The sequence below is a fragment of the Parapedobacter lycopersici genome, assembly GCF_024643285.1.
In the GTDB taxonomy this organism is placed as follows: Bacteria; Bacteroidota; Bacteroidia; order Sphingobacteriales; family Sphingobacteriaceae; genus Parapedobacter; species Parapedobacter lycopersici.
Genome location: NZ_JAMSLW010000006.1, coordinates 102866 through 125997, shown reverse-complemented (window position 1 = coordinate 125997; position 23132 = coordinate 102866). Strand labels below are relative to the sequence as shown.

The window sequence follows — 23132 nt, the reverse complement described above, 5'->3', positions numbered from 1 at the left end:
TTGCCCATGCTTGGTCTGTTCCCATCGGTTACTTATCTGCTGCTCATCGGTTTCATGCTGATGTCCTGTGTTGCCTGCCGGCAACCGGATAGCATCCCTGAGGAAGCGTTGCAAGTTGCGGTTGACACCACTGATACCTCTTTGGTTCTACTGAAACTGGAAGAACTGGGCAACATCGCCTACGACCATCCCGAGCAGTTTATTCACCGCCCAGATTCATTTTTGCAGCTATTGCCGGCGATGCCTACCACACTGGAAGGAAAAGAAATGTATGCCTGGCTATTGCTAAACGTGGGTTATGCATTACGCGAACACGGCAATCTGCAGGAAAGTGCCCGTTATTATGAGCAAGCGATGGATTATTGCCAGGCAGAGCAGCTGACTGAACCGGACTTTGTATTGTATATCGCAAAACCGCTTGGTAACCTATATACGCAAATCGGCGATCTGCAAAAGGCATTGCATATCCATCAGCAGGCTATATCCCGGATTAACAAAACCAGCAATACCGTTGATCTTCCCGCCTTATATGGCAATCTGGCGATCGTATATGAACAGATTGGCCAACCGGACAGCCTATTGCAGGCATGCCGTTCGGGCCTGGCTTACCTTGCGCCGGAAAGTACGCAGGCCGCATTACTATATAATAATATGGCCCGGTGTTATTACGGACAAGGTGCTATTGACAGTACTGCATATTACAACCGTCGTGCAATTGACATTTTTTCACAACGGGATCTCCGCGGCGATACGTTGGTTTGGTATGCCTCAGCGCTGCACCAGCGGAGTTTACTTGAGTTGCAGCAGCAATGGCCCGAAAGGGCACTCCGCTCCATTAACCAGGCAATTAGCCTGGCTGAACAGCATTTTCCGACCAGCAAACAGCGCGACAAAGCCAAATACTATTATGCCCGTGGCAATCTCCAGCTATTCTTCAGGCAACCACAGGCAGCACAGCGGGACTTCAAGAAAACGCTATCGCTTTTTGCTCCTTTGACGGAATCCGCTCATAATTTCCCGGATTATACATTTACCGAGGCACTGTGGGGGCTGGCGCGGACACACACTGTACAGCAAAGCGATTCGGCCGATTATTATTATGCCAAGGCCGTTGAAAACGCATACTATACACAGCAGTTGATCGTCAGCAGCGAGAGTCAGTATCAAAATTCGGCCTGGAGCCGCCAGTTGCTGAGCGAAGCAATGGCCTATTTATGGCAATCGTACAGTAGCGCCCCTGCAGCCAGGCGACAGCCCATTGCCGAAACGATGTTGTGGATAACTGAGCTTTCCAAGGGCCGGCAACTGCTGCAGGAAATCAACCGCACGGCACAATGGGCCCAGGACAGCACCGACCAATCACTGCATCGGCACCAGTTGCAGCACCTGTATCAAACCCTGGCCGCAGAAACCGATGCGACCACGAAACAGCAGCTTACCGCAGCCGCCGAGCAGCTGGCTTTTCAATTCCAGCTTTCCGAGAATCACTTCGCCCAGCAGTTCACGCCACCGGATTTTACTTCCTTCATGAAACGCATGCGATCGATTTCCGATTCGATTACCACCTTGAGTTATTTTATCGACGGAAGCGGCAATGGCTATATCCTTTCTCTTGCCAGCGAACATGCAACCGCCCACCAGTTGTCGTCGACAGCAATCAAGGCCTTGCAGGTGCCCGAATTTATCAGCACCTACTTCGGGGCTACGCCGGATGCTTACGACAACAACCCGGACCGGTACCGGGAGCGGGCTACCCAGCTTGCCAATGCCTGGTTACCCATACCGGAAAAAGCCAAAGAACGACTGATTCTATCACCGGACGGCATATTGCATGCACTTCCATTTGATGCGCTGATTGCCGGCAATCGTTTCATTGCCGAAACCCACGCGGTTAATTATACTTACACCTTCCTGCTCAACACGGCAACGGCACAGCTACCAACCTACAACGCATCGGTTACATTGGTAGCCAAACAGCATTATCCCGGTGAAGACCTCCGTGATCTGTTTTATGTAAAAGCCGAAGCCGATTACCTGGCCGATCATTTTACTACGACGGCATATCGGGACAAGGCTGCGACAGACGATGCATTTTTTGCCTCCCTGATGGAAGGTTCAGTCGTTCATCTCTCGGCGCACGCCGTTGCAGATGGGCAAACGGCTCCCTACATCGTACTGAATCAACGGATCACACTGGATAAACTGAAGTATTCGGCGGCCAAAACCCCGCTCATCTTTTTATCCGCCTGCCAGACGGCTACCGGACAGCTGCTCCCCGGAGAAGGCGTTGAGAGTCTGAATAAAGCATTCCTGAGCAAAGGAATTAGTGGCGTGGTAGCAGCACATTGGCCGGTGGACGATGAAACCATGCCGGTAATGACCCGGTTTTTCTACGAATACCTGTCGCAGACCGGATCACCACCGCATGCCCTAGCGCTGGCCAAGCGCGCTTACCTGACATCGGAAAAACGCGCCGCACAAAATCCGTGGTATTGGGCGTCACTTAACTACACTGGTATGGATACCCAAATCTACCTTACCAAAAAAAGCAACACCCTGGCCTGGACGGCGGTGTTGCTGGTGTTGGTGTTTGTCGGCGGAATATGGCGACTAGCTAGGCACAGGTAACGGGTTACGGGTTACGGTCTGAATACCCAGCGTACGGCAAATATCAGGAAGCCCATGAAATGCCGGCACCCGAACCTGGCCATCCCCCAGTACGATAATTCCCTGCATTTTTCACTCCATCTGTGTTTCATTGCTTTGCTTTTTGCTGTTTACCGGAGCAACTAAACCAGCTGCTCCGGTAAATCAGTAGTTAAATGCGGTGCACGGAAGACCAATTAATACCTCAGGACCTTGATTTCAGTCCGGCGATTCTCCTGATGCGCCTCGTCACTGCAGGTTACGCCGTTCGTGCATGTGTTAATCAATTGTGTTTCGCCATAGCCCTTCGCCTCCACCCGGTTGCGGTTGATTCCCTGTTTTACCAGGTAATTAACAGCAGCCTCGGCCCTGCGCTGTGATAACCGCAGGTTGTAAGCATCATCACCCCTGCTATCGGTGTGGGAAGACAGTTCAATACGCAGCGTAGGATTCTGCTGCATGATGTTAACCACATTATCAAGCACAGGGGCTGCGTCGGGACGGATATCGCTTTTATCAAAATCATACAGGATATTTTTCACCACCCAGTTCGCACCGGCTTCCAGGGCACACACACCAAGTTTCAGGGTTACATACAGGGTTTTGCTACGGTCCAGTCCCGCGGTACTTACACGCTCGGTCTGTGAGTATTTTCCCGCCTGGCTAGCCACGATGTTATACGTTGCCTGCTGTTCCAATTGATAGATAAATTTACCCTCGGTGTCCGACGTCTGGCTCATGTTACGATCAGTAGTCGCGTTGGTGAGCATCGTATTGATTCCCGAAAGGCGTTGTTCTGTATCGCATTCCACCGTTTCACCTACGAGCGTAAAGCGGGGATCATCATGCTGTAGTTCGCGATAAATCAATCCACCCACTGCGCTAAAATCTTCAGCGGCTATTGCAGCTTCCGTTGCCCGGATTCCGTTTTTTTTCCCGGTAATCTGATAATTCCCCTTCGCTATGGCGGTCAGTCGTTCCGTTTCGCCACTTGCATTCGTTAGTAGCACGTACGCTCCCTCCGCCCCGGTAACAACCACTTTCACACCACTCAATGGCAGGCCGGTCTGTTTGTCTTTAACCACTACCACAAGGTCCTGTGTTACCTGTGCGGGTGCTGCTTCCTTCCAGGTAACCGGAGGCACAGGCAATTCCGTCGCGGGTGCTGCTTTCGGTTCTTTTTTACGGCCAAATGTATATTTAATACCACCTACGATATTTATAGCCTGTGTAAATGTACTGCGGGTTACAGCCTTGTCTGCGTAATACAGATTCACGTCTTCCACAAAGGTGCTGCTCGTTAGCGGAACAAGCGACTCATGCTCCATGATGATAAAATCATTGGATTCCCCTTTGAATTTCGGACCGATCAACGTAAAATAATCACCTTGGATAAATGCACTCAGGTGCTGCGTGATTTCGTAATTAAAGCGCAGGCCACCGACACCCATCCATGCAAAATGCCTATTCGACTGGTTGATGGTTTTACGGATTACCTGGCTATGGGTAACCGGCGGACTCATAACACCGCCACCGGTGGTATACGTGATGGTACGCTGATAATTCGGGAATTGCCGGACATACAAGCCGCCTTTTACAAAAGCCTCGGCCGAAAACTTCGATACCGAAAACCGATATGTAGGGCCGATGGCCAGACCGCCGTACTGGAACCGTTTGCTTTTGTTAAATGAAGTGGCAATATGCCCATTGCTGAAAAACACACTGTCGGCTCCCCATAATGGATGCCGGATCGCGCGCATATCAACACCTACTCCGAAATTACCTTCAGCAAAATAATAATCGGCGAATACCCCACCCACATACCCGAGGTTTGCCTGTGCGGTATCGCCGTGGTAATTGCCCAATGTTGGGCTCACACCGCCAAAAACCCCAACCTGCCATGGACCGCGGTCCTGTGCCTTCAGGTGAAGCAGGAAAAAAAATATGCCGATGATAACCAGGGAAACAATGTGTAGAATCTTTTTCATGACATTACAATTTTTAAGGTGATACTTATTACTGTTGTTTTAATGTATATCACGCAGCCGAAGCATTTGTTACCCTGCAGCCGAAAAAGAAATGCATTTTTTGCAATCCGCTTTTTTTCCTAACTTGCACACCTAAGAATTATTCAGTTATGAGTGCGGTAGATACCCCGGCGATTCAGTTAGCGCGTACGCCAAAATCCAGGCTTTCACAGGTAGATTTTAATAACCTTCAATTCGGGCAGATCCTGTCAGACCACATGCTGGTGGCCGAATATGCAGACGGGCAATGGAAAGAGGTGAGTATTGTCCCTTACGGCGATATCAGTATCAGTCCGTCCACCTCGGCACTGCATTACGGGCAGTCCATCTTTGAAGGAATCAAGGCCTACAAATTCGCCGACGGCACCGTCAGTATCTTCCGGCCGGATAAAAATCACGAACGTTTTAATAAATCGGCCGTGCGCCTGAACATGCCCGAAGTACCCGAGGAAATTTTCATGGGCGGGCTGAAAGCACTGATCAACCTGGACCGCGACTGGGTGCCAGCTACACCGGGGGCGTCCCTGTACATCCGCCCGTTTATGTTCGGCACGGAAGCTGCCTTGGGCGTGCACCCTTCCCTGTCGTATAAGTTCATCATCATTACCGGACCGGTTGGCGCCTATTACAACAAACCCCTCCGATTAAAAGTGGAAACCCAATATACCCGTGCTGCCGAAGGCGGAGTCGGTTTTTCAAAGAATGCGGGCAACTATGCACTGTCATTGTATCCCACCCGCCTCGCACAGGAAGAAGGATTTGATCAGCTGATGTGGACGGATGCACAGGAACATAAATACATTGAAGAGGCCGGCACGGCTAACCTGATGTTCCGCGTCGGTGACACCATCATCACACCCTCGGGAGACACCATATTGCACGGCGTAACACGCCGGAGCATTGTCGAAGTAGCACGCCATTGGGGTTATCAGGCGGAAGAACGTAAAGTCTCCGTTAAAGAATTGATTGATGGCATAAAAGACGGCACCGTTACTGAAGCGTTTGCTGCGGGAACTGCGGCTACGTTGACCCCGATTACCGAAATTGGCTTTGAAGGTGAAATTTATACGTTACCCGACCCGGCGTCACGTGAATTCTCCAACAAGATACTGCAATACCTCAACGACATGCGGTACGGCCGCATTGCCGATGAATTCGGATGGAATTTCATTGTGGACTGATCGGTTACAGTAACGCACCTGCCGGTTGTGATTTGTTCTGCCTAACCAGCAGGTAACTGTTTCAGGTAGGTGATGATCTCCTGTACAGCCGTCGGTTCAAACCAACGGGTATCCGTATCGCGCCTAAACCAGGTGAGCTGCCGTTTGGCATAGTGCCGTGTATGTTGTTTTATTTTGTCAACTGCGGTTTCCAGCGTGTATTTCCCGTCAAGGTAATCGAATAGTTCCGCATATCCAACAGTGAGCAAAGGCGGCTTATTCCGAAAGGAGAGCAATGACCTGGCCTCATCCAGCAATCCATTAGCCATCATCGCATCCACACGCCCATTAATTCGCTCATACAGGTGTTCCCTGTCGGTCGTTAATCCGATTTTCACAACCGAAAACGGACGTTTCAGCTGGTTTTGCAACCGGAAATCTGAAAATGGCCTTCCCGTACTTTCGTAGACTTCGAGCGCGCGGATTACGCGCTGTGGATTGTGAATGTCCGCTGCCGTGTAATAGTCCGGATCAACACGTTTCAGCTCTTCCTGCAGGTACGCCAATCCTTTTTCACGGTGCAGCGCATTCAGTCGTTCACGTATCCCGGCAGCCGGTGTAGGCAGATCATCCAGTCCCCGGCACACAGCCTCCACGAATAAACCGGACCCACCGACGAGAAGGACCCGATTGTGTTTTGTAAAAAGCCGCTCCAGTAGTTCAAGCGCATCCCGTTCAAAATCTCCTGCCGAATAAGGCTCCGTTACGTTGAGGGTATCGATAAAATAATGGGGTACAGCGGTCAATTCATCGGATGTGGGCTTGGCCGTACCGATATTCATTTCCCGGTAAAACTGGCGCGAATCCGCCGATAAGATCACCGTATCAAATGCGTTAGCCACTGCGATGGCCAAGGCCGTTTTACCAATCGCAGTGGGACCAACAATACAGACTAAGGTCTTTGTCACGTGTCACTTAATATTCTTCCTCATACCCCTCGTTCCCCCCTTCTTCGTTATCGGTATTGCTCTTTCCGCCTTCATCTTCGGTGTCGTCGAGCATATCCAGATCCTCCGCTTCATCAATTCCATATTCAGTTTCATTCAGGAAATCGTACTCGTCTTCTTTTTTCGCCGACTCACCAGGAACAACGACAGCTCCGGGCAGTTTGGGTACCTGTCCGATACTCCTGAACAGTGCAGGGTATACTTTACCCTCTTCCTCTTTGAGTATTTTGATCAGCTGTACATGGAAATCAAACGGACGGTCAAAATTGTACACGTAGTAAAACTTCTGGTGCGGATCATCAATAAACCGGTTAAGGCGCGAGTTCTCCATCAGGGTAACCCCACGCTCCACTTTCCGCGCATTCGGCAGGTAAGCGATCTCATCCCCCTTCTTCCATTGGTCGTTACTGACATAAAAGGACGAAGATACCTCGGAATTGTAACCGGTAGCCGTATGCAACGCCCGGTGCAGATCCAGAAAAGTCTGTTTGGGCGATATGTCGATCTCCCGTAACACATCATCATAATCCTCAAAAGAAATCCTAAACCGATAAATAGCCATAATATCTCGAAGTGTCTGTTTTTGTAATAAATGCGAATATCAGAAAATAATAGGAATTTTGAAATCCTAACCTTTTGATGTTAGTCCCAGCGATTCTCCTTTTGCGATGATAAACCGGAATGCATCCTCTCGGTTATTGGCTATCTCACCTTCTAAAATGGCTTCCCGGAGTGCGTTCTTAATGACGCCAACAATCCGCCCCGGCTTCAGTCCGAACGCATCCATAATATCCTCCCCCGTTACCGGCGGCTGCCAATTCCGGATCTGGTCGCGTTCCTCCACATCGCGGAGTTTCTGTTTAACCAATTCAAAGTTCTGCCGGTATTTTTTCTTTTTATAGTCGTTCTTGGTCGTTACGTCGGCATGACAGAGCATCATCAGGCTGTCAATATCATCGCCGGCTTCAAACAGCAGCCGCCGCACCGCAGAGTCAGTAACAACATCCTGTGCCAGTACAATAGGCCGCAGGTGGAGCAGGACCAGCTTCTGCACGAATTTCATCTTTTCATTCAGCGGAAGTTTGAGCTCGGCAAACAACTTCGGCACCATCCGCGCGCCCCGGTCTTCGTGTCCGTGGAATGTCCAGCCATGCTGTTGGTCAAAGCGTTTGGTTGCCGGTTTGGCAATGTCGTGCATGATAGCTGCCCAGCGGAGCCAGAGATCGCCACTCAGTTCCGTCACATTGTCCAGCACTTCCAGCGTGTGGTAAAAATTATCTTTGTGCCCTTTTCCGTTGACTACTTCCACGCCATGCAAATTGGCCATCGCCGGAAAAATCAGCTGCAGAAGCCCTGTATCAAAAAGGTAATTGAATCCGATTGATGGCTTATCCGCCAATATGATTTTATTCAATTCATCAATAACACGTTCACGTGAAATGATTTTTATCCGCTCCTTGTTAGCTGCGATTGCCTGGATGGCCGCGATATCTATTTTAAAATTAAGCTGAGTAGCGAAACGAATCGCCCGCATCATGCGCAGGGGATCATCAGAAAACGTTTCATTTGGATCAAGCGGGGTACGAATCACCCGGCGCTGAATATCGGCTACTCCATCAAAAGGATCAAGCAGTCGGCCAAAGTCCGACTTATTTAACGACAGCGCCATGGCATTGATGGTAAAATCACGCCGGTTCTGGTCATCCTCCAGGGTGCCGTCCTCCACCAACGGCTTACGTGAATCCGCCCGGTACGATTCCCGGCGGGCACCCACAAACTCAATCTGGAGATCGCCGTAACCCAGCATGGCCGTACCAAAGTTCTTATACACGTTAACCTTGGTGTCCAACGCTTTACCTACCCGCTGCGCAAATTCAATACCGCTACCCACCACAACAATATCAATATCATTCGCTACGGCACGGTTCATCAGCCGGTCGCGCACAAAGCCGCCGATCACGTAGCATTCCATGCCGCTTTCCGCGGCAACCGTACTTAACAGGGAAAAAATGGGATGTGCCAGCCAATCACTCATACATGCACATTAATCCCGGTCGCGTGCCAGGCGCCGCGCCACCAATGGGTTTTCCAACAACACTTCCTGTTCCCTCCTCCGCTGTACGATATGGATGGCAGCAAATATAGCCTCCCGGAATGAAGCCTCAGATGCCACATTCTTGCCTGCAATATCGTATCCGGTACCGTGATCAGGTGACGTACGGACAACCGGAAGCCCAGCGGTATAGTTCACTCCGCTCCGCGAAGCGATATGTTTAAACGGGATCAATCCCTGATCGTGATACATAGCCAGTACCGCGTCGAATTTCGTGTAGGTATCCTCGGCAAAAAAACCGTCAGCCGCATACGGTCCGAAGCAGAATACACCCTCCTGCTTTGCCTTTTCTACGGCTGGCGCCACAATCTCCCCATCTTCTGTACCAATCAGTCCGTGATCGCCGGCATGGGGATTCAATCCCAACACAGCAATTTTCGGCTTTTCAACCCAGAAATCCTTTTTGAGGCTCTCGTTCATCAATTTCAGTTTGGCGACAATACCTGCCTCGGTGATGCCAGCGGCAATATCCTTTACCGGCACATGTCCGGTAACTACGCCCACACGGAGGTCGTCGCTTACCATGAACATCAGCACGTCTCCCGACTGCGTACGGGATTGCAGGTATTCGGTATGCCCCGGAAATGAGAATCCTTCCTGCTGGATATTATGTTTGTTGATGGGGGCTGTTACCAGCGCATCCAGCTTGCCTTCCAGCAGGTCGTCGGTAGCGTGTTTCAGCGAAAGAAAAGCATACTTCCCCCCTATTTCATTTTCCTCGCCCAGGTTAATCTGTACATCTTCCTGCCAGCAATTAATTAAATTGGGACGTTTGTCATTTGCCTGTTCCGGTGTATCGATCACCTGAAAACTGAAATCGTTTATCCCTAATGCCTTGCGGTGAAAGGAGGTAACTTTGGTGTTCCCATAAACAATCGGGGTAAAATATTCCAGTATTCTACTGTCCATCAATGTTTTAATGATCACTTCCAGTCCGATTCCATTTACATCGCCGATGGAAATACCGATCTTTAGTCTGTCGCTCATATCCGTTTTGTGCTTTGGCTACCAAAAATAGAAAAAATTGACTGATCGGCAATCTAAAACATTTTCCGGATGGAACGGATCAACGGTGTACGGTACGGCGCAGCATAGGACGGGAAGCTGACCTCGGACCGGCTAGGGGTTGGCTTCGGAGGTCGTTCGGTACTTGTTCGAAGCTCCGTCGGTGCTTGTTCGAAGCTTGGTCGACATTTTCCCAATAACCGCCCGAACAAGTACCGACCAAGGTAGCATGCAGCTCCGAGGCCAACCCCTAGCCGGTCCGGAGCTGTCCCGGAAAAAAACAGCAGGCTGCAACAATCAGAGACGAGCAACAGATACGCCATAATCAGTCGCCGTTAATCCGGAAAATCCTATCTTTGCGCATAAATATACTGCCATGACTACCGTCCGCGCAAAGAAGCACCTTGGCCAACATTTTCTAACGGACCGAAATACTGCTGCTAAAATCGTTGGGGCCCTTCGCCCCGAACTGGGTTACCATACGGTATTGGAAGTGGGGCCCGGCATGGGAATTCTTTCGGACATACTGCTGGACAGCGGGGATTATCAGACCTGGCTGATCGATGTCGATGAAGAGTCCATCCAGTTTCTACGCAACAAATACCCTTCCGTGGGCAGCAGGTTGATCCATGGCGACTTCCTGGCCCTGGATTTTTCAGCACACTTTTCCGATAAGCTAGCCGTTATCGGCAACTTTCCGTACAACATTTCCTCGCAGATTCTCTTTAAAATACTCGAAGAGCGGCACCGGGTGGTGGAGGCGGTCGGGATGTTCCAAAAGGAAGTAGCCGAACGGTGCACGGCACAGCCCGGCAGTAAAGCATACGGTATCCTAAGTGTGTTTATCCAGGCGTACTACGAGGTATCCTACCTATTTACCGTAAAAGCCGGCGCGTTTCATCCGCCGCCAAAAGTACTTTCCGGTGTCATCCGGCTCACGAGAAATGAAACGAAGGCACTCGACTGTGATGAAAAGCTTTTCTGGCAAGTCGTGAAAGCAGCCTTCAACCAGCGCCGGAAAACGTTGCGCAACGCCCTATCCGCGCTGTTGCCAAAAGATAGAATGGGTGAAAGCCCGTTATATGAACTTCGCGCCGAACGACTCTCCGTAGCCGATTTCGTGCAGCTTACCAATCAACTTGCTTCGGTTATATGAAACACCCCCATAAGCTATTGATCGTCGATGATATTCATCCGATTTTCCAACAGAAACTCCAGAAGGCAGGCCTTTTCTTTGATTACCTGCCAGCTGCTGACCGGGAGGAAGCCTTGCGCCGCATACCGGACTATACAGGACTGGTTATCCGCTCCAAATTCCGTGTTGATGCCGCATTTATGGACGCTGCTCCGGCCCTCACATTTATCGCAAGGGGCGGCGCGGGAATGGATAATATTGACGATGTGCACGCCGCAGCCCGCGGCATTACCCTGCTGAATGCTCCCGAAGGAAACCGTGACGCCGTGGGTGAGCACATGGTAGGCATGCTGCTGGCACTCATGAACAACCTCCACCGGGCCGACAGGCAAATCCGGAATCGGCAATGGCTGCGCGAGGAAAACCGGGGGGTGGAGCTGGGTGGCCGTACGGTTGCGCTGATCGGTTACGGCAACAATGGTCAGGCCATGGCCCGAAAACTTTCCGGATTCGGCGTGACAGTTATTGCGTATGATAAATATAAGACCGGCTTCAGCGATGCTTATGCCACCGAAGTAAGCATGGAAGAAGTGGTGAAGCGTGCAGATGTGCTGAGCCTCCATATTCCTTTGACGCGCGAAACCCGATCGCTGGTAGATGAAGAATACCTGTACCATTTCCGCAAGCCGATTTTCTTCCTGAATGGTGCCCGGGGCGAAGTGGTGGATATTCCCGCGGTTTTAAAGGCTATTGATACGGGGAAAATTCTCGGCGCCGCATTCGATGTACTGCCCATTGAGAAATTCCCGGCACTGGAAGCCGCCCCCTGGTTTACCGAAATTATGCAGCAGGAACGGATCATTTTTAGTCCGCATGTTGCCGGTTGGAGTGTAGAAAGCTATTTCAAAATTGCCGATACGCTCGCCGATAAAGTCGTGTACTTCTGCACCGCATAAGACGGAGTCAGAACAACGAAGACGATATTAGGCGAAGAGCACGATCATCAGGAATTGCAGGATCAGCATCCCGTCGAGCACAAAGAAATAATAATAGGTGCCCTTTTCCTTTTTCGGAAGCAGGATGGCTCCAGCGCACAGCAGGGAAACACCTGCCAGCGCCAGTCGCACTTCCAGCGTATAACCGCTCATCAGCACCCATCCGGTGTGTATAGCCAACAATATGCCGCATAACGCATGGGCTGCACGAACCCCCAGCAATACCGGAATGGTCTTTAAGCCGTAATGACGATCCTGGTAAATGTCGCGGATATCAAAAGGAATAGTAATGGCCACAATGAATAAAAACACCCAGCACATCAGCTGCATAACGGGGAGCCACTGCATCGGCCAGCCATTGTGGTGCGCTTCGGCGACGGGTAGCAGCACGCAACTCATTGCCCATACCAACCCAATATAAAACAACTTAAGTCCGGGAATCTGCCGTAGACCAAACCGCCTTCCGTCGGCATCCTGAAGGAACGGCACATTATAAGCCAACCCCATGGCGCCCACGGCCAGCAACAATAAAAGCGATTCACTATGGAACTGAAAAGAAAGCCCGGCAGCAATTAATAATGCCACACCCGTCCACATCCAGAGCGATCGCTCGTGCCGGAATATCCAACGGACCCGTCGATAAGGAGACGCTTCAGGATGGGCTGGTTTGGCAAGGATCATACTGAAATTATACAGCGCCAGCGTGGCGCAGCCCAAAATCGTAAGCACCTTATTGTTTACCGGGATTGCAAGTAGCCGATAGGTTAGCGCACCCTGTGCCACCGCACAGCAGGCGATCAGTACATTACTGAAGATCATCAAATCAAGTAGCTCCCTGAAAATTTTCAACGTCATCTATTTAGTCGTGTAATTTACGCCATTTGGTATGTATCAATAACACATAACATTTGGCAGATAATTCTCTTTTTTCCAAAAAGTACGTAAATTAGCCAGCACAAAAACCAAGATAAGCCGCTTCATTTGTATTGCGGAGCTATCAGGATTATAAATTTATATGGCGTTTTCATTAACTAACAAAGTAAAGCAAAAAGACTAACTAAATCATGGATTTACAGATCAAATCGTTTGCCGATTATCAAAAGACCTACCAATATAGCGTGGAGAAACCCGAAGAGTTTTGGGCAGGGGTCGCCGATCATTTTTACTGGCGTCGTAAATGGAACAAGGTGTTGGACTGGAATTTTAAAGATCCAAAAATCAAATGGTTTGAGGGTGGCCGGCTCAACATTACCGAGAATTGCCTGGACCGGCACATCTATAAACTGGGAGATAAACCCGCGATTATCTGGGAACCCAACGATCCGAATGAAGCGCACCGTGTACTGACTTATAAGCAATTGCTTGAAAAAGTAGAGCAGTTTGCCAATGTGCTTAAAAACAATGGTATCCGGAAGGGCGACCGGGTATGTATTTACCTGCCCATGGTACCCGAATTGGCCATTGCAGTATTGGCCTGCGCCCGCATAGGTGCAATACACTCCGTTGTATTCGGCGGATTTTCCGCACAGTCCATTGCCGACCGTATCAACGATGCGGATTGCCGGCTGGTCATCACTTCGGACGGTAGCTTCCGGGGTACCAAAACCATCGAGCTCAAAAGCATTGTGGATGATGCACTGGTACAGTGCAAGTCAGTCGAGCGGGTTATCGTGCTTACCCGTACACGTACGCCGGTATCCATGATCAAGGGACGCGATGTGTGGTGGGAAGATGAGATCACGAAAGTAGAAACGCAGGGGAACCCGGCGTGCCCGGCTGAAGAAATGGATGCCGAAGACATGCTCTTCATCCTGTATACTTCCGGATCGACCGGTAAACCCAAAGGTGTGGTACATACCTGCGGCGGATACATGGTTTATACCGGCTATACGTTTGCCAATGTGTTCCAGTATCAACCCAGTGAGGTTTATTTTTGCACGGCGGATATTGGCTGGATCACCGGGCACTCTTACATTGTGTACGGCCCGCTATCCCAAGGTGCAACGTCACTCATGTTCGAAGGCGTTCCCACCTGGCCGGATGCAGGCCGCCTTTGGGATATTGTCGAAAAACATAAGGTAAATATTCTCTATACCGCACCTACTGCCATCCGCTCATTGATGGCTGCGGGCGATAGCTTTGTTGACAACAAGGACCTTAGCAGTATTACCAAATTGGGTTCCGTTGGTGAGCCAATTAATGAAGAAGCCTGGCACTGGTATGACGAGAAGATCGGAAAAGGCAATGCCCCTATTGCAGACACCTGGTGGCAAACGGAAAACGGGGGCATTCTCATCTCGCCGATCGCCGGTATTACACCGACCATTCCGGGTTATGCCATGTTGCCGTTACCCGGCATACAGCCCGCCTTGTTTGACGAACAGGGCAACGAGATTGAAGGCAACGGCGTCAGTGGAAACCTTTGCATGAAATTCCCCTGGCCGGGCATGCTGCGTACTACTTATGGCGATCATGAGCGGTGCCGGCAAACGTACTTCGCGACGTATGAAAATATGTATTTTACCGGCGACGGTTGTTTACGCGACGAAAACGGCTATTACCGCATTACCGGGCGCGTAGACGATGTGCTTAACGTATCGGGACACCGGATCGGCACGGCCGAAGTGGAAAATGCGATCAATATGCACAGCGATGTCGTTGAGTCTGCGGTCGTTGGTTACCCACATGCCGTAAAAGGACAGGGGATCTATGCATTCGTTATCGCCGGTAATCACCATACCGACGAAAACCTTACCCGGCAGGATATCAATAAAACCGTAAGCCGTATTATTGGTGCGATCGCCAAACCGGACAAGATCCAGTTTGTATCCGGACTTCCAAAAACGCGTTCCGGAAAAATCATGCGGCGCATTCTCCGCAAAATTGCCGAAGGGGAAGTATCCAATTTAGGTGACACGACCACCCTGCTTGATCCTGCCGTGGTTGAAGAAATCAAGGCCGGCGCCGAGCAATTGAGGGGCTAGTGAAATGCGCATTGGACGTTGCCAAGGCAGCTTAACGTCCATGCAAGTATAAAAAAGGCGTGAAGCAAATCGTTAGTGTATTATTTACCCTGGATTTGTTTCACGCCTTTTCACGTACTGGCCAAACAGCCCGTTAATCAAGCGTAAATGTAAACGTGTCGTATGCCGCTGTACGCCAGGCCAGGTAGCGCGTAGCAGGTGACAACGCAAATAGCGGGGAAAATGTATTCACCTTTACGGTTTTGCCATCCGGCAGGAATTCCAGGTAACGTAACCAACCATCACCACCATTGCCATGCCAGCCTCCACCCAATGCCTGCGCGTTAAATACCATTTGCTGCACTTTTTTACCCGCCGCATTGGTATCGGTCCGGAACCCGATATGCCCCAGTACATCGTCCGGCTTGCCAATGTGCCCCGAAAAAACCAACTGGATGTTTTTGGAAGGCTTTACCAGTTTTTCCCATATGGCTGCGCCGTAATTACCATCGGTTATCGGATAGTTCTCCTTTATAATGTGCTCACTTTCCGAGTTCAGGTAGGAATGTGTCAGCAGGATCACCGTATGATCGGCATATTGCAGCTGATTGACCGTTTGCAGCGCCCAGTTTAGTACCGTATCCCGGGGTGCGAACTCGAGCACCATCACCAGGAATTTCCGTCCGTGCGGCGAGGTAAATTCATACGTTGCATTGGTAAGCGAGGGGTAACCGTCGCCGTCGATACCCACATCGCGTAATAATCGTTGTGACAACGGGTTTTTATCAACAGGGAAATACTGATTATAATTCGTCCGGCGATATTCGATGTTTTTGATCCCATAATCATGATTACCGGTTGCAGCCACGTACGGCACTTTGCCGTCAAGCCGGTTGAATGCCCGTGCTACGGCTTCCCATTGTTGTTTTCCCGGTTGGTTACCCTGTGTTCCGTTCGGGTTCAGCCAATCGTTATGTTCCACCAAATCACCCGTACAGAGCACCATGCCAATCTGCAACGGTTCAATGTTTTCGGCAATCCAGCCCATCATGAGTTCGAGCGCGCCCTGGTTCCGTTCAAATTTCACATAACTCTGCGGATCGGGCAGCAATACCAGCGACCAGGACTGGGGGTTACTAAGCTGTGGTGGTGCGTATGGCTGATCCTGTTGCGCGTGGACAGGTTGCGAAGTCATGCCGATGAAAAGAAGAAGCACGCCGAGCAGATATAACTTATTATTCATAACATGAGGTTTATACAAACAAATATAGGCATTACTGCTGCAAAAGAAACATGCAGCAATAATGCCTATTACGTCCGGACAATCCGTTTACCGCTTATAGCGGACGGGTGCCATTATTAAACGTAAGCAATGCAGTCGATTTCCACGAGGGAATCACCCGGTACACCACCGTATGTAGCCACGGTCGTACGTACAGGAGGTTTGTTGCCAAAGCGACCTTTGTAGGCCTCATTCATTTTGGTATAGTCTGCCAAATCCGCCAGGTATACGTTTACTTTCAACACTTTTTCCATAGAAGAACCTGCTTTTTCAAGCTCTTTTTGCACTTCATCCAGCACGTGATTGGTGTGTGCGGTAATATCTCCGTCAAAGTGAGCGCCTTTTCCGGCGATGAACACCAGATTACCGTGTTTGGTATGTCCGGAAAATAACGGTGCATTTTGTTGATAGGTAATGCTTCCTGCTTCTTTTTCAGGAGCAGCTGCTTTTGCTTCAGCTTTTGCAAGGAAGCCTAAACCGACAACTCCGGCCGCTGATGCAAAAATTTTCCGCAATGCGGAACGGCGTTCATTATTTTTCATTTCCATGAGGTAAAAATTAAAAGTTAATAGTTAATGTTAAATTAAATTCCAGTTCCATCGCATTTTCCTGCATCCATCCGAATCATGACCAAATCTACAAAATCCACCTTTGTTATCCTATTATCGCGCTGCTTCTTCGTGGTAAAATTTACAAAACAATCCCGCTAAATATCCCACTTTCCCCACAGAACACAAACAATCCGCCGAAAATAATAACCCGCTGTATATTTGGATCATGTAGAAGCGACAGCGGAACTCAGGTTTATTAATATGAATTGGTTTACAATCAATCGCCTGCTGCGAGATGAATAAGCCATCCCGACAAGTCGGGATGGCTTATTAAAGCAATTAATGCCCGTATTTATCGCGATTACCGATAAACATCATTGTTGTATTTATTGAGCCTGAGCCGCAATCTGCTTGGGCGACTTCACCACAACGATGGTTAGAATGGCCGAGGCAAGCAGGGAAACGGCCATCAGGATATACGATGCACCGAAGCCCCCAGTAGAGCCATTCAAAAAGCCCACGATGTAAGCGCCGCCGAACGAACCGAGCGCCCCCATACTGTTAATCAGTCCGATCGCACCTCCCGAAACGTTACGCGGCAGAATCTCTGTAATTACAGCAAAGAACGGACCGTACGGGGCGTACATAGCTCCACCTGCGATAACCAGTAATGCAAAAGACAACCAGAAATGGTTCTCGCCAATCAGGTACGACAGGTAAAACGCGATAGCACCAACCAACAGAAAAGGCCAGATGAATACCTTCCGGTTCATTGTCTTATCCGAAAAGTAAGAAGCTGCCAACATACCGATGATTGCCAGAATATAAGGCACCGCGGATAACCAGCCGGTGATCACGATATCCATGTTCGGAGCCGACTTAATAATCGACGGCAGCCACATGACAAAGCCATACACGCCTACACTCCACAACATGTATTGTGCACACAGCAGAATAACGGCCCGCGACTTGAATGCTTCGGCATAATTCTTAACCGGCTTAATTCCCTGTTGCTCCTTGTAAAGCGCTTCTTCCAGATCTGCCTTTTCCCCTTCGGTCATCCAGTTTGCATCTTTTGGCTTCTCATCCACCAATTTCCACCAGATAAATGCCCAAAGAATCCCTGGCACACCCTGGATAATGAACATCTCCCGCCAGCCTAACGCATCGATCAGGTATCCGGAGACCACCGACATCCACAATACTGTGGCTGGGTTCCCCAGGATCAAAAACGTGTTGGCGCGCGACCGCTCCTCTTTAGTGAACCAATTACTTAATAAAATAAGCATCGAAGGCATCACCGCACTTTCCACTACACCGAGCAGAAAGCGGATTGCGATCAACATATTGACGTCGTGCACCATACCTGTGGCTGCAGCAAGTGCACTCCACAGGATAAGTGACCAGAAAATCAGTTTTTTGGCACTTTTCGTCGCAGCATAGTGTGATCCCGGAATCTGGAAAAAGAAGTATCCCAGAAAGAACAGCGAACCCAGCAGCGACGACATACCCGGCGTAATCCCCAGGTCCTCCGCCATGCCGCCGGCAGCGGCAAAACCGAAGTTCGACCGGTCCAGATAAGCGAGACTATACGTAATAAACGCAATGGGTATCAGCCGATACCAACGCGACCGTGCTAATATTTTTTCCATTCTATGATGTGATTAGTATTAACCGATCTGCCTTATTGCGCTACCTTAACCGCCTGCCGGGCAATTAACTTCAGCTGGCCATCAATCTTTTCCCATACCAACAGCACGTGCAGTGAAACCGTACCCGGATCTTTCCCCTGGTCGGCCGTGTGTGCAAACAGCGAATGCCGGACAACCGCTGTATTTCCAATAACCGCAATCGTGATATCCGAAAAGTCCAGGCTGGTAAATACGAACTTTTTAGATACCATGGAATTGATAAAGGTTGCCTGGTCTTCGATCAAGCCCCCGGAATGCCCATAAGTAAGTTCTTTAGCTGTTAAATTGGTTAATGCTGCCTCATCTGCTGCAACCAATGCCTGCCGGAATGATTCGACGGTGGCTTCCACTTCTGCAACGTCCAACGTGTCTTTAGTCATTTGCTGATTGTTTTGCTCTTGATTATTGCCCGCGCCCGGCGCACAGCTGATGCATACCCCAATTACGGCCAATAGTGTTAATAATTTGGTTATTTTACTCATCATTGTTGTTTTTATGCCTCCCATTACCAAATGATGCAAAAGGAATGGCTGTTTATTAAGTTTATTATAATAGGCTCCAATGATACAAATATATCCGCATAAAAACCGACATAAATTGCCTTTTTTTAGTGCGGCCGGGTTCCACCGTTGCCGGTCTGCCTGCGGATATTCTCCTGACGGAGATAGCTCCGGTAATCGACGTTCAACGGTGTTGCTCTTCCGTTCAGGTCGTATACAATACCACCGTCCCTAACGGTCAATTCACATTCCAGCCGTTGGTCGGCTTCCAACCGGGTACCTACGTAGTCAAAAAAGCCGAAATCGCCTTTGCGGATTCCCAGGATGGCAACGTCAGCAGGCGCGCCCACTGACAGGTTGCCGAGTTCTTCCCGTTTGATCATCTGTGCCGGATTCCAGGTAGAAGCTTTAATTACTTCATTAAACGGCATCCCCATCACAATAAACTTATCCATTACAGTCAGCATGTCCTTCATAGCGGCGTTCATGCTGCCAATGTGGATATCGGTACTGATGGAGTTCGGGTAAAACCCTTCCTTTATTGCAGGGATAGCCTGCGAAAATGCAAAGCTGATTCCGCCGTAACCGACATCGAAATTAATTCCGCGTTTGCGGGCCTCATATACAAAAGGCTTTACTTTCTGCGTCTCCAGGTCAACGATATATTCCCGGCTGCCCAACTGGCCGAAAGCGTGGGTAAAAATATCGCCCGGGTTCAGTTTTTCCAGGAATAGCTCGCGGATGGACAATGGCGGGTTGCTGCCACCAAAGTCGATCATTGTTGGTAGTCCGCCAGCCAGTTCACCTGCCTTTACCGCATTTTCTACCGGAGTCCAGTCCGGTCCCTCAAAGTGGGCCACTTTAAACCCAACGATGTAGTCACGGTACCGACGTGCAGTAAGTGCCGCCATCCTCGGGTCCATATCGTCGGTATTCTGCTCATAAACCCCACCGCGCATGCCTTCACCTACAATGTTCAGGAAAGCGAGTACCCGGGTCTTCGAAAAATCGATGGTTTGCTTTTTATAATCCGCAAATGTACGCCATCCCGGACTTCCTGCATCCACTACGGTGGTTACTCCGTTGCGGAATGTAAAACCGTCCGGCGGAAATGCATTCGGTCCGTTCATATACTGCTGGTCCATGTTAGTCCCCCAATAATGGTGGGTATGGATATCGATCAGTCCCGGAACCACATAAAGGCCCTTCGCATCAACCACCTGCAACGCATCTGCGCCGTCAATATTTTTGGCCACGAGCGCAATGGTATCGCCGGCTATCGCCACATCCATTACCTCATCAATATTGTTTTTCGGGTCGATGACATGCCCGTTCTTGATCACCAACCGATAACTTTGGGCATTAACACTTGCCAATCCTGCCACGCAGCACCATAGTGCTGCCACTAGTTTTAACTTCATATACTTAGTTTAATCCAATAATAACTGTTTATTTCATGTGTGTACTGTACTGTGTATTAGGAAACCCGGGCCTTGGTAAGCTCCTCGTGAATCCGCTTCGCCACGATCTTCTCCTCACCCTCTTGCATCATCCATACCGTCAGCCATACTTTATTTTCCCGTCCGCCAACGATCTCAATCGAGGGGCTGCCATTCCGCAGGCGCTCCGCTAATTCGTTTCCATTGACCGGAATCTTGGCCGCATCCCAGGAAATATGCAGGTTCGGCGTCACGTTGCCCAATTCCGGCACGGTAACTTCCGTAGTCACGCCGTCCACCCGTTTCACCTGGTCGGCAACCACAGCTGTACGGCTTTCCCAACTCCTCCATACCTTATCGTGGTCTTCATTGATGAATTTTTCCAGGGCGATATACATCCCGAAAATTTCCTCTTTATTCACTTTCATGCCACGGCCCACGTTAAAACCGCGGGGGAACATGCTCAGTCGGGCGCCATCGATAAAACGCTTACGTCCCAACAGGAGGCCTGCGCTTTGCGGGCCACGCATGGCTTTGCCTCCGGATACGCAGACCAGGTCAAATCCCATGTCATTAAACCGCCAGAGGTTTTCTACCGGCGGCACATCGGCTGCCATATCGATCAGCGTAGGCACATTGTGTTCCTGGGCAATCTTAAGCCATTCTTCGTGACCAATCTGACCACGATCCGCATTAATATTCAGGAAAAATAGTAACGCCGTCTTTTCGTTAATCGCGTTGCGGAGCTCTTCCGCTGTGTCGATCATCACAATCTTACATCCCGTATTCAGGAACGCATGATTATAAGCGATATCGTGTCTCCGTTGGCAAATTACTTCCGATTTCATACCAGTACCTTCCAAGTGGGGCAGCTGCCGCACTTTCTGTTCGTCTGTACCTGTAAGCACACCCGCCAGTCCCAGTGTCAGCGCAGAAAAAGCGCCGGAAGTAACTACAGCAGATTCAGAATGGCACAACTCTGCGATTTTGGCGCCTACCTTGTCCTGTAATTCATCGATCATGCAAAAGTTCCTGGAAGTTGCCTTAATGGCATCCAGCACTTCATCATGCATCAGCGATCCGGACATGGCTGTGATCGTACCGCGACCGTTAATAAACGTGCGGATACCGAACTCTTTAAACAAATCTCTTCCTGCCGCGCCATAAGCCTGTGTTTTGGCCGGACTGGCTGTCAGTTTACTTCCAACCGCACCGCCTACCAAAGGCGCTACTGAAATAAACTTTAATAAATCTCTACGTTGCATGATGATTTTATAATTTAAATTTAACTGATCTGCCGCGACGGGATAGTTTCGTGCACGGCATTAGTATTAAAAAGTAGTTAGTTTAGTCTGGCATTAGGTTTAGGTTGCGTTAGCTACCGCCCGGCTCTTCGGCGAGCGGTGTATGATTAAGGTAACGGTCGGGTTGCTTTGGCACCACCTTCTCCATCCGGTCAGCAGGCATCAGGCCTACAGTCTTCCGGAACGGCGGCAGTAACTCATCCATATCCTCCCCGTCTGCATTGGAAACAATGATCTGCTGGGAAAGCACCGGATGGGGATCCATCCGGTCCAGCTGGCTGGCCATATTAATAATGATAGTACCTGCAATCACTTTATACTTCATGGACTGCCCGTGCATAAGTTCGTTAAGGAGGTCAAGCACGTCGACGTCTTTCACCGAAATACTCACCGGTGTAGCTTTACGCGCCACTTCATCGCTATAGAAAAAACGGTAATCGGTCTGTTTGCTTATTTCTGTAAATACCTGTTCGATTTTCGCATTTTTAAACGAAAGTGTCACTTTTTTTACCGCGCTTCCTGCATAGACCATGGACACAGAAAGCACCAGGAGAAACAGGACCATACCGATACCCCGTTGCATAAAGCCTGTTAGCCTTTTTTGGCCGGTGACCGGTTTATTATGGCATAAAAAAACTTGCATTTCCTTACAGAAAATAAGAATGAATTTTAAGCGTTTAATTCGAGTTATAGTAAGTTAGCGGTCGCCATTGGCTACCAACAGCGTATGGTTTTTTCCATCGGCATGTATGCGCACCGACTACCCGCCCCCAATTAACTACAATACCGTTAAGGGATGAGGCAAATATCCACAATACTGTCTATTGTAAAGACACCTAACTGTATTAATTAGGTGACAAGAAAAATAAAATAGTTCAAATTCCGGATGGCGACGCAGCAAACCGGCATGGTACGGCACGCGTTCTATAGCCATAGTCAATCGGTTGCGTTACAAAAATCACCGTGTCCGTACACATAACCGCGCTTCTTGCGTATTCCATTTGCCCATTATTCGAAACATTTTTTTTACAAAATAAATCGAAGTTTATTTGCAAATGCAGTTGCGCTTTTCTACTTTAGTCGAAATATTAAATGCAAAATCCTGCAATCCATATGAGGTATTATATGGAGCGCGAAAAAATTGCTGACGCGAAAAAACCACACCAAATAGACCGGGTGATAATATGAAGAGAGCATGCGGGTCAGCAAGCAACAAACAAGTTTGATTACGTTATAATCGTTAAAATCGTTTTTTCTGAATGATGCAATGACTGTGGTCTTTGGATTGCATCTGATTTAGTAATTGCACACATT

18 protein-coding genes are annotated in these 23132 nt (G+C 49.4%); 5 read left to right on the top strand and 13 right to left on the bottom strand.

Features of this window, described 5'->3' with window-relative positions:
- Positions 1-6 precede the first annotated feature (6 nt).
- The gene (locus NEV57_RS13330; protein ID WP_257658834.1) at positions 7-2628 is read left to right on the top strand and encodes a CHAT domain-containing protein; all 2622 of its coding nucleotides are present in this window, start codon (positions 7-9) and stop codon (positions 2626-2628) included.
- Between the two features lie 215 nt (positions 2629-2843).
- Here NEV57_RS13330 and NEV57_RS13325 read toward each other — a convergent pair whose 3' ends face one another.
- Positions 2844-4634 carry an OmpA family protein gene (locus NEV57_RS13325; RefSeq protein ID WP_257658833.1) on the bottom strand — a complete coding sequence of 597 codons (1791 nt, stop codon included), beginning with the start codon at positions 4632-4634 and terminating at the stop codon, positions 2844-2846.
- 149 nt (positions 4635-4783) lie between these two features.
- Between NEV57_RS13325 and NEV57_RS13320 the strand changes: the two genes are divergently transcribed.
- A complete protein-coding gene (locus tag NEV57_RS13320) occupies positions 4784-5854 on the top strand; it encodes a branched-chain amino acid aminotransferase (protein WP_257658832.1) in 1071 nt (356 codons plus the stop codon).
- A gap of 41 nt (positions 5855-5895) precedes the next feature.
- Here NEV57_RS13320 and miaA read toward each other — a convergent pair whose 3' ends face one another.
- The 4 genes from miaA to pdxA form a co-directional block, all read right to left on the bottom strand.
- A complete protein-coding gene (miaA, locus tag NEV57_RS13315; RefSeq protein WP_257658831.1) occupies positions 5896-6801 on the bottom strand; it encodes a tRNA (adenosine(37)-N6)-dimethylallyltransferase MiaA in 906 nt (301 codons plus the stop codon).
- Between the two features lie 7 nt (positions 6802-6808).
- Positions 6809-7402, bottom strand: coding sequence for an IS1096 element passenger TnpR family protein (locus NEV57_RS13310; protein WP_257658830.1), 594 nt, complete (start codon positions 7400-7402; stop codon positions 6809-6811).
- 66 nt (positions 7403-7468) lie between these two features.
- Positions 7469-8875, bottom strand: coding sequence for a CCA tRNA nucleotidyltransferase (locus tag NEV57_RS13305; RefSeq protein WP_257658829.1), 1407 nt, complete (start codon positions 8873-8875; stop codon positions 7469-7471).
- Positions 8876-8884: 9 nt separating this feature from the next.
- Positions 8885-9940 (bottom strand): 4-hydroxythreonine-4-phosphate dehydrogenase PdxA, encoded by a 1056-nt coding sequence (pdxA, locus tag NEV57_RS13300; protein ID WP_257658828.1) that lies wholly within the window; start codon positions 9938-9940, stop codon positions 8885-8887.
- Positions 9941-10334: 394 nt separating this feature from the next.
- Between pdxA and rsmA the strand changes: the two genes are divergently transcribed.
- Both rsmA and NEV57_RS13290 read left to right on the top strand, forming a co-directional pair.
- The gene (gene rsmA / locus NEV57_RS13295; protein ID WP_257658827.1) at positions 10335-11114 is read left to right on the top strand and encodes a 16S rRNA (adenine(1518)-N(6)/adenine(1519)-N(6))-dimethyltransferase RsmA; all 780 of its coding nucleotides are present in this window, start codon (positions 10335-10337) and stop codon (positions 11112-11114) included.
- Positions 11111-12049, top strand: a complete 939-nt coding sequence (locus NEV57_RS13290; RefSeq protein ID WP_257658826.1) for an NAD(P)-dependent oxidoreductase — start codon at positions 11111-11113, stop codon at positions 12047-12049. The genes rsmA and NEV57_RS13290 overlap by 4 nt, the downstream gene beginning before the upstream one ends.
- Positions 12050-12076: 27 nt before the next feature.
- On the opposite strand, the gene NEV57_RS13285 is transcribed toward NEV57_RS13290, so the two are convergent.
- A complete protein-coding gene (locus NEV57_RS13285; protein WP_257658825.1) occupies positions 12077-12943 on the bottom strand; it encodes a UbiA family prenyltransferase in 867 nt (288 codons plus the stop codon).
- Between the two features lie 209 nt (positions 12944-13152).
- Here NEV57_RS13285 and acs point away from each other — a divergent pair, with 209 nt between their 5' ends.
- Entirely contained in the window at positions 13153-15072 is a 1920-nt protein-coding gene (gene acs / locus NEV57_RS13280; protein ID WP_257658824.1) for an acetate--CoA ligase, read from the top strand.
- 133 nt (positions 15073-15205) lie between these two features.
- Here the strand turns inward: acs and NEV57_RS13275 are convergent, their stop codons facing one another.
- From NEV57_RS13275 to NEV57_RS13245, 7 genes are all read right to left on the bottom strand, one after another.
- A complete protein-coding gene (locus NEV57_RS13275; protein WP_257658823.1) occupies positions 15206-16294 on the bottom strand; it encodes a metallophosphoesterase in 1089 nt (362 codons plus the stop codon).
- A gap of 116 nt (positions 16295-16410) precedes the next feature.
- Positions 16411-16881 carry a RidA family protein gene (locus NEV57_RS13270; RefSeq protein ID WP_257658822.1) on the bottom strand — a complete coding sequence of 157 codons (471 nt, stop codon included), beginning with the start codon at positions 16879-16881 and terminating at the stop codon, positions 16411-16413.
- Positions 16882-17270: 389 nt separating this feature from the next.
- The gene (locus NEV57_RS13265) at positions 17271-18536 is read right to left on the bottom strand and encodes an MFS transporter (RefSeq protein ID WP_257658821.1); all 1266 of its coding nucleotides are present in this window, start codon (positions 18534-18536) and stop codon (positions 17271-17273) included.
- Between the two features lie 32 nt (positions 18537-18568).
- Positions 18569-18955: a nuclear transport factor 2 family protein gene (locus NEV57_RS13260; RefSeq protein WP_257658820.1), complete on the bottom strand. Its 387-nt coding sequence runs from the start codon at positions 18953-18955 to the stop codon at positions 18569-18571.
- 227 nt (positions 18956-19182) lie between these two features.
- A complete protein-coding gene (locus tag NEV57_RS13255) occupies positions 19183-20496 on the bottom strand; it encodes an amidohydrolase/deacetylase family metallohydrolase (RefSeq protein WP_257658819.1) in 1314 nt (437 codons plus the stop codon).
- Positions 20497-20552: 56 nt separating this feature from the next.
- A complete protein-coding gene (locus tag NEV57_RS13250; protein WP_257658818.1) occupies positions 20553-21779 on the bottom strand; it encodes an aminotransferase class V-fold PLP-dependent enzyme in 1227 nt (408 codons plus the stop codon).
- A 109-nt stretch (positions 21780-21888) separates the two neighbouring features.
- Positions 21889-22401 carry an STN domain-containing protein gene (locus NEV57_RS13245; protein ID WP_257658817.1) on the bottom strand — a complete coding sequence of 171 codons (513 nt, stop codon included), beginning with the start codon at positions 22399-22401 and terminating at the stop codon, positions 21889-21891.
- Positions 22402-23132: the final 731 nt, after the last annotated feature.

Excerpts from the sequence above, each read along its gene's own strand:
- NEV57_RS13260 (WP_257658820.1), bottom strand. The coding sequence starts at position 18,955 with ATGACTAAAGACACGTTGGACGTTGCAGAAGTGGAAGCCACCGTCGAA.
- NEV57_RS13305 (WP_257658829.1), bottom strand. The coding sequence starts at position 8,875 with ATGAGTGATTGGCTGGCACATCCCATTTTTTCCCTGTTAAGTACGGTT.
- NEV57_RS13270 (WP_257658822.1), bottom strand. The coding sequence starts at position 16,881 with ATGGAAATGAAAAATAATGAACGCCGTTCCGCATTGCGGAAAATTTTT.
- NEV57_RS13290 (WP_257658826.1), top strand. The coding sequence starts at position 11,111 with ATGAAACACCCCCATAAGCTATTGATCGTCGATGATATTCATCCGATT.
- NEV57_RS13330 (WP_257658834.1), top strand. The coding sequence starts at position 7 with ATGCTTGGTCTGTTCCCATCGGTTACTTATCTGCTGCTCATCGGTTTC.
- NEV57_RS13250 (WP_257658818.1), bottom strand. The coding sequence starts at position 21,779 with ATGCAACGTAGAGATTTATTAAAGTTTATTTCAGTAGCGCCTTTGGTA.
- pdxA (WP_257658828.1), bottom strand. The coding sequence starts at position 9,940 with ATGAGCGACAGACTAAAGATCGGTATTTCCATCGGCGATGTAAATGGA.
- NEV57_RS13310 (WP_257658830.1), bottom strand. The coding sequence starts at position 7,402 with ATGGCTATTTATCGGTTTAGGATTTCTTTTGAGGATTATGATGATGTG.
- acs (WP_257658824.1), top strand. The coding sequence starts at position 13,153 with ATGGATTTACAGATCAAATCGTTTGCCGATTATCAAAAGACCTACCAA.
- NEV57_RS13275 (WP_257658823.1), bottom strand. The coding sequence starts at position 16,294 with ATGAATAATAAGTTATATCTGCTCGGCGTGCTTCTTCTTTTCATCGGC.
- NEV57_RS13255 (WP_257658819.1), bottom strand. The coding sequence starts at position 20,496 with ATGAAGTTAAAACTAGTGGCAGCACTATGGTGCTGCGTGGCAGGATTG.
- NEV57_RS13285 (WP_257658825.1), bottom strand. The coding sequence starts at position 12,943 with ATGACGTTGAAAATTTTCAGGGAGCTACTTGATTTGATGATCTTCAGT.
- NEV57_RS13325 (WP_257658833.1), bottom strand. The coding sequence starts at position 4,634 with ATGAAAAAGATTCTACACATTGTTTCCCTGGTTATCATCGGCATATTT.
- NEV57_RS13320 (WP_257658832.1), top strand. The coding sequence starts at position 4,784 with ATGAGTGCGGTAGATACCCCGGCGATTCAGTTAGCGCGTACGCCAAAA.
- NEV57_RS13265 (WP_257658821.1), bottom strand. The coding sequence starts at position 18,536 with ATGGAAAAAATATTAGCACGGTCGCGTTGGTATCGGCTGATACCCATT.
- rsmA (WP_257658827.1), top strand. The coding sequence starts at position 10,335 with ATGACTACCGTCCGCGCAAAGAAGCACCTTGGCCAACATTTTCTAACG.
- NEV57_RS13245 (WP_257658817.1), bottom strand. The coding sequence starts at position 22,401 with ATGCAACGGGGTATCGGTATGGTCCTGTTTCTCCTGGTGCTTTCTGTG.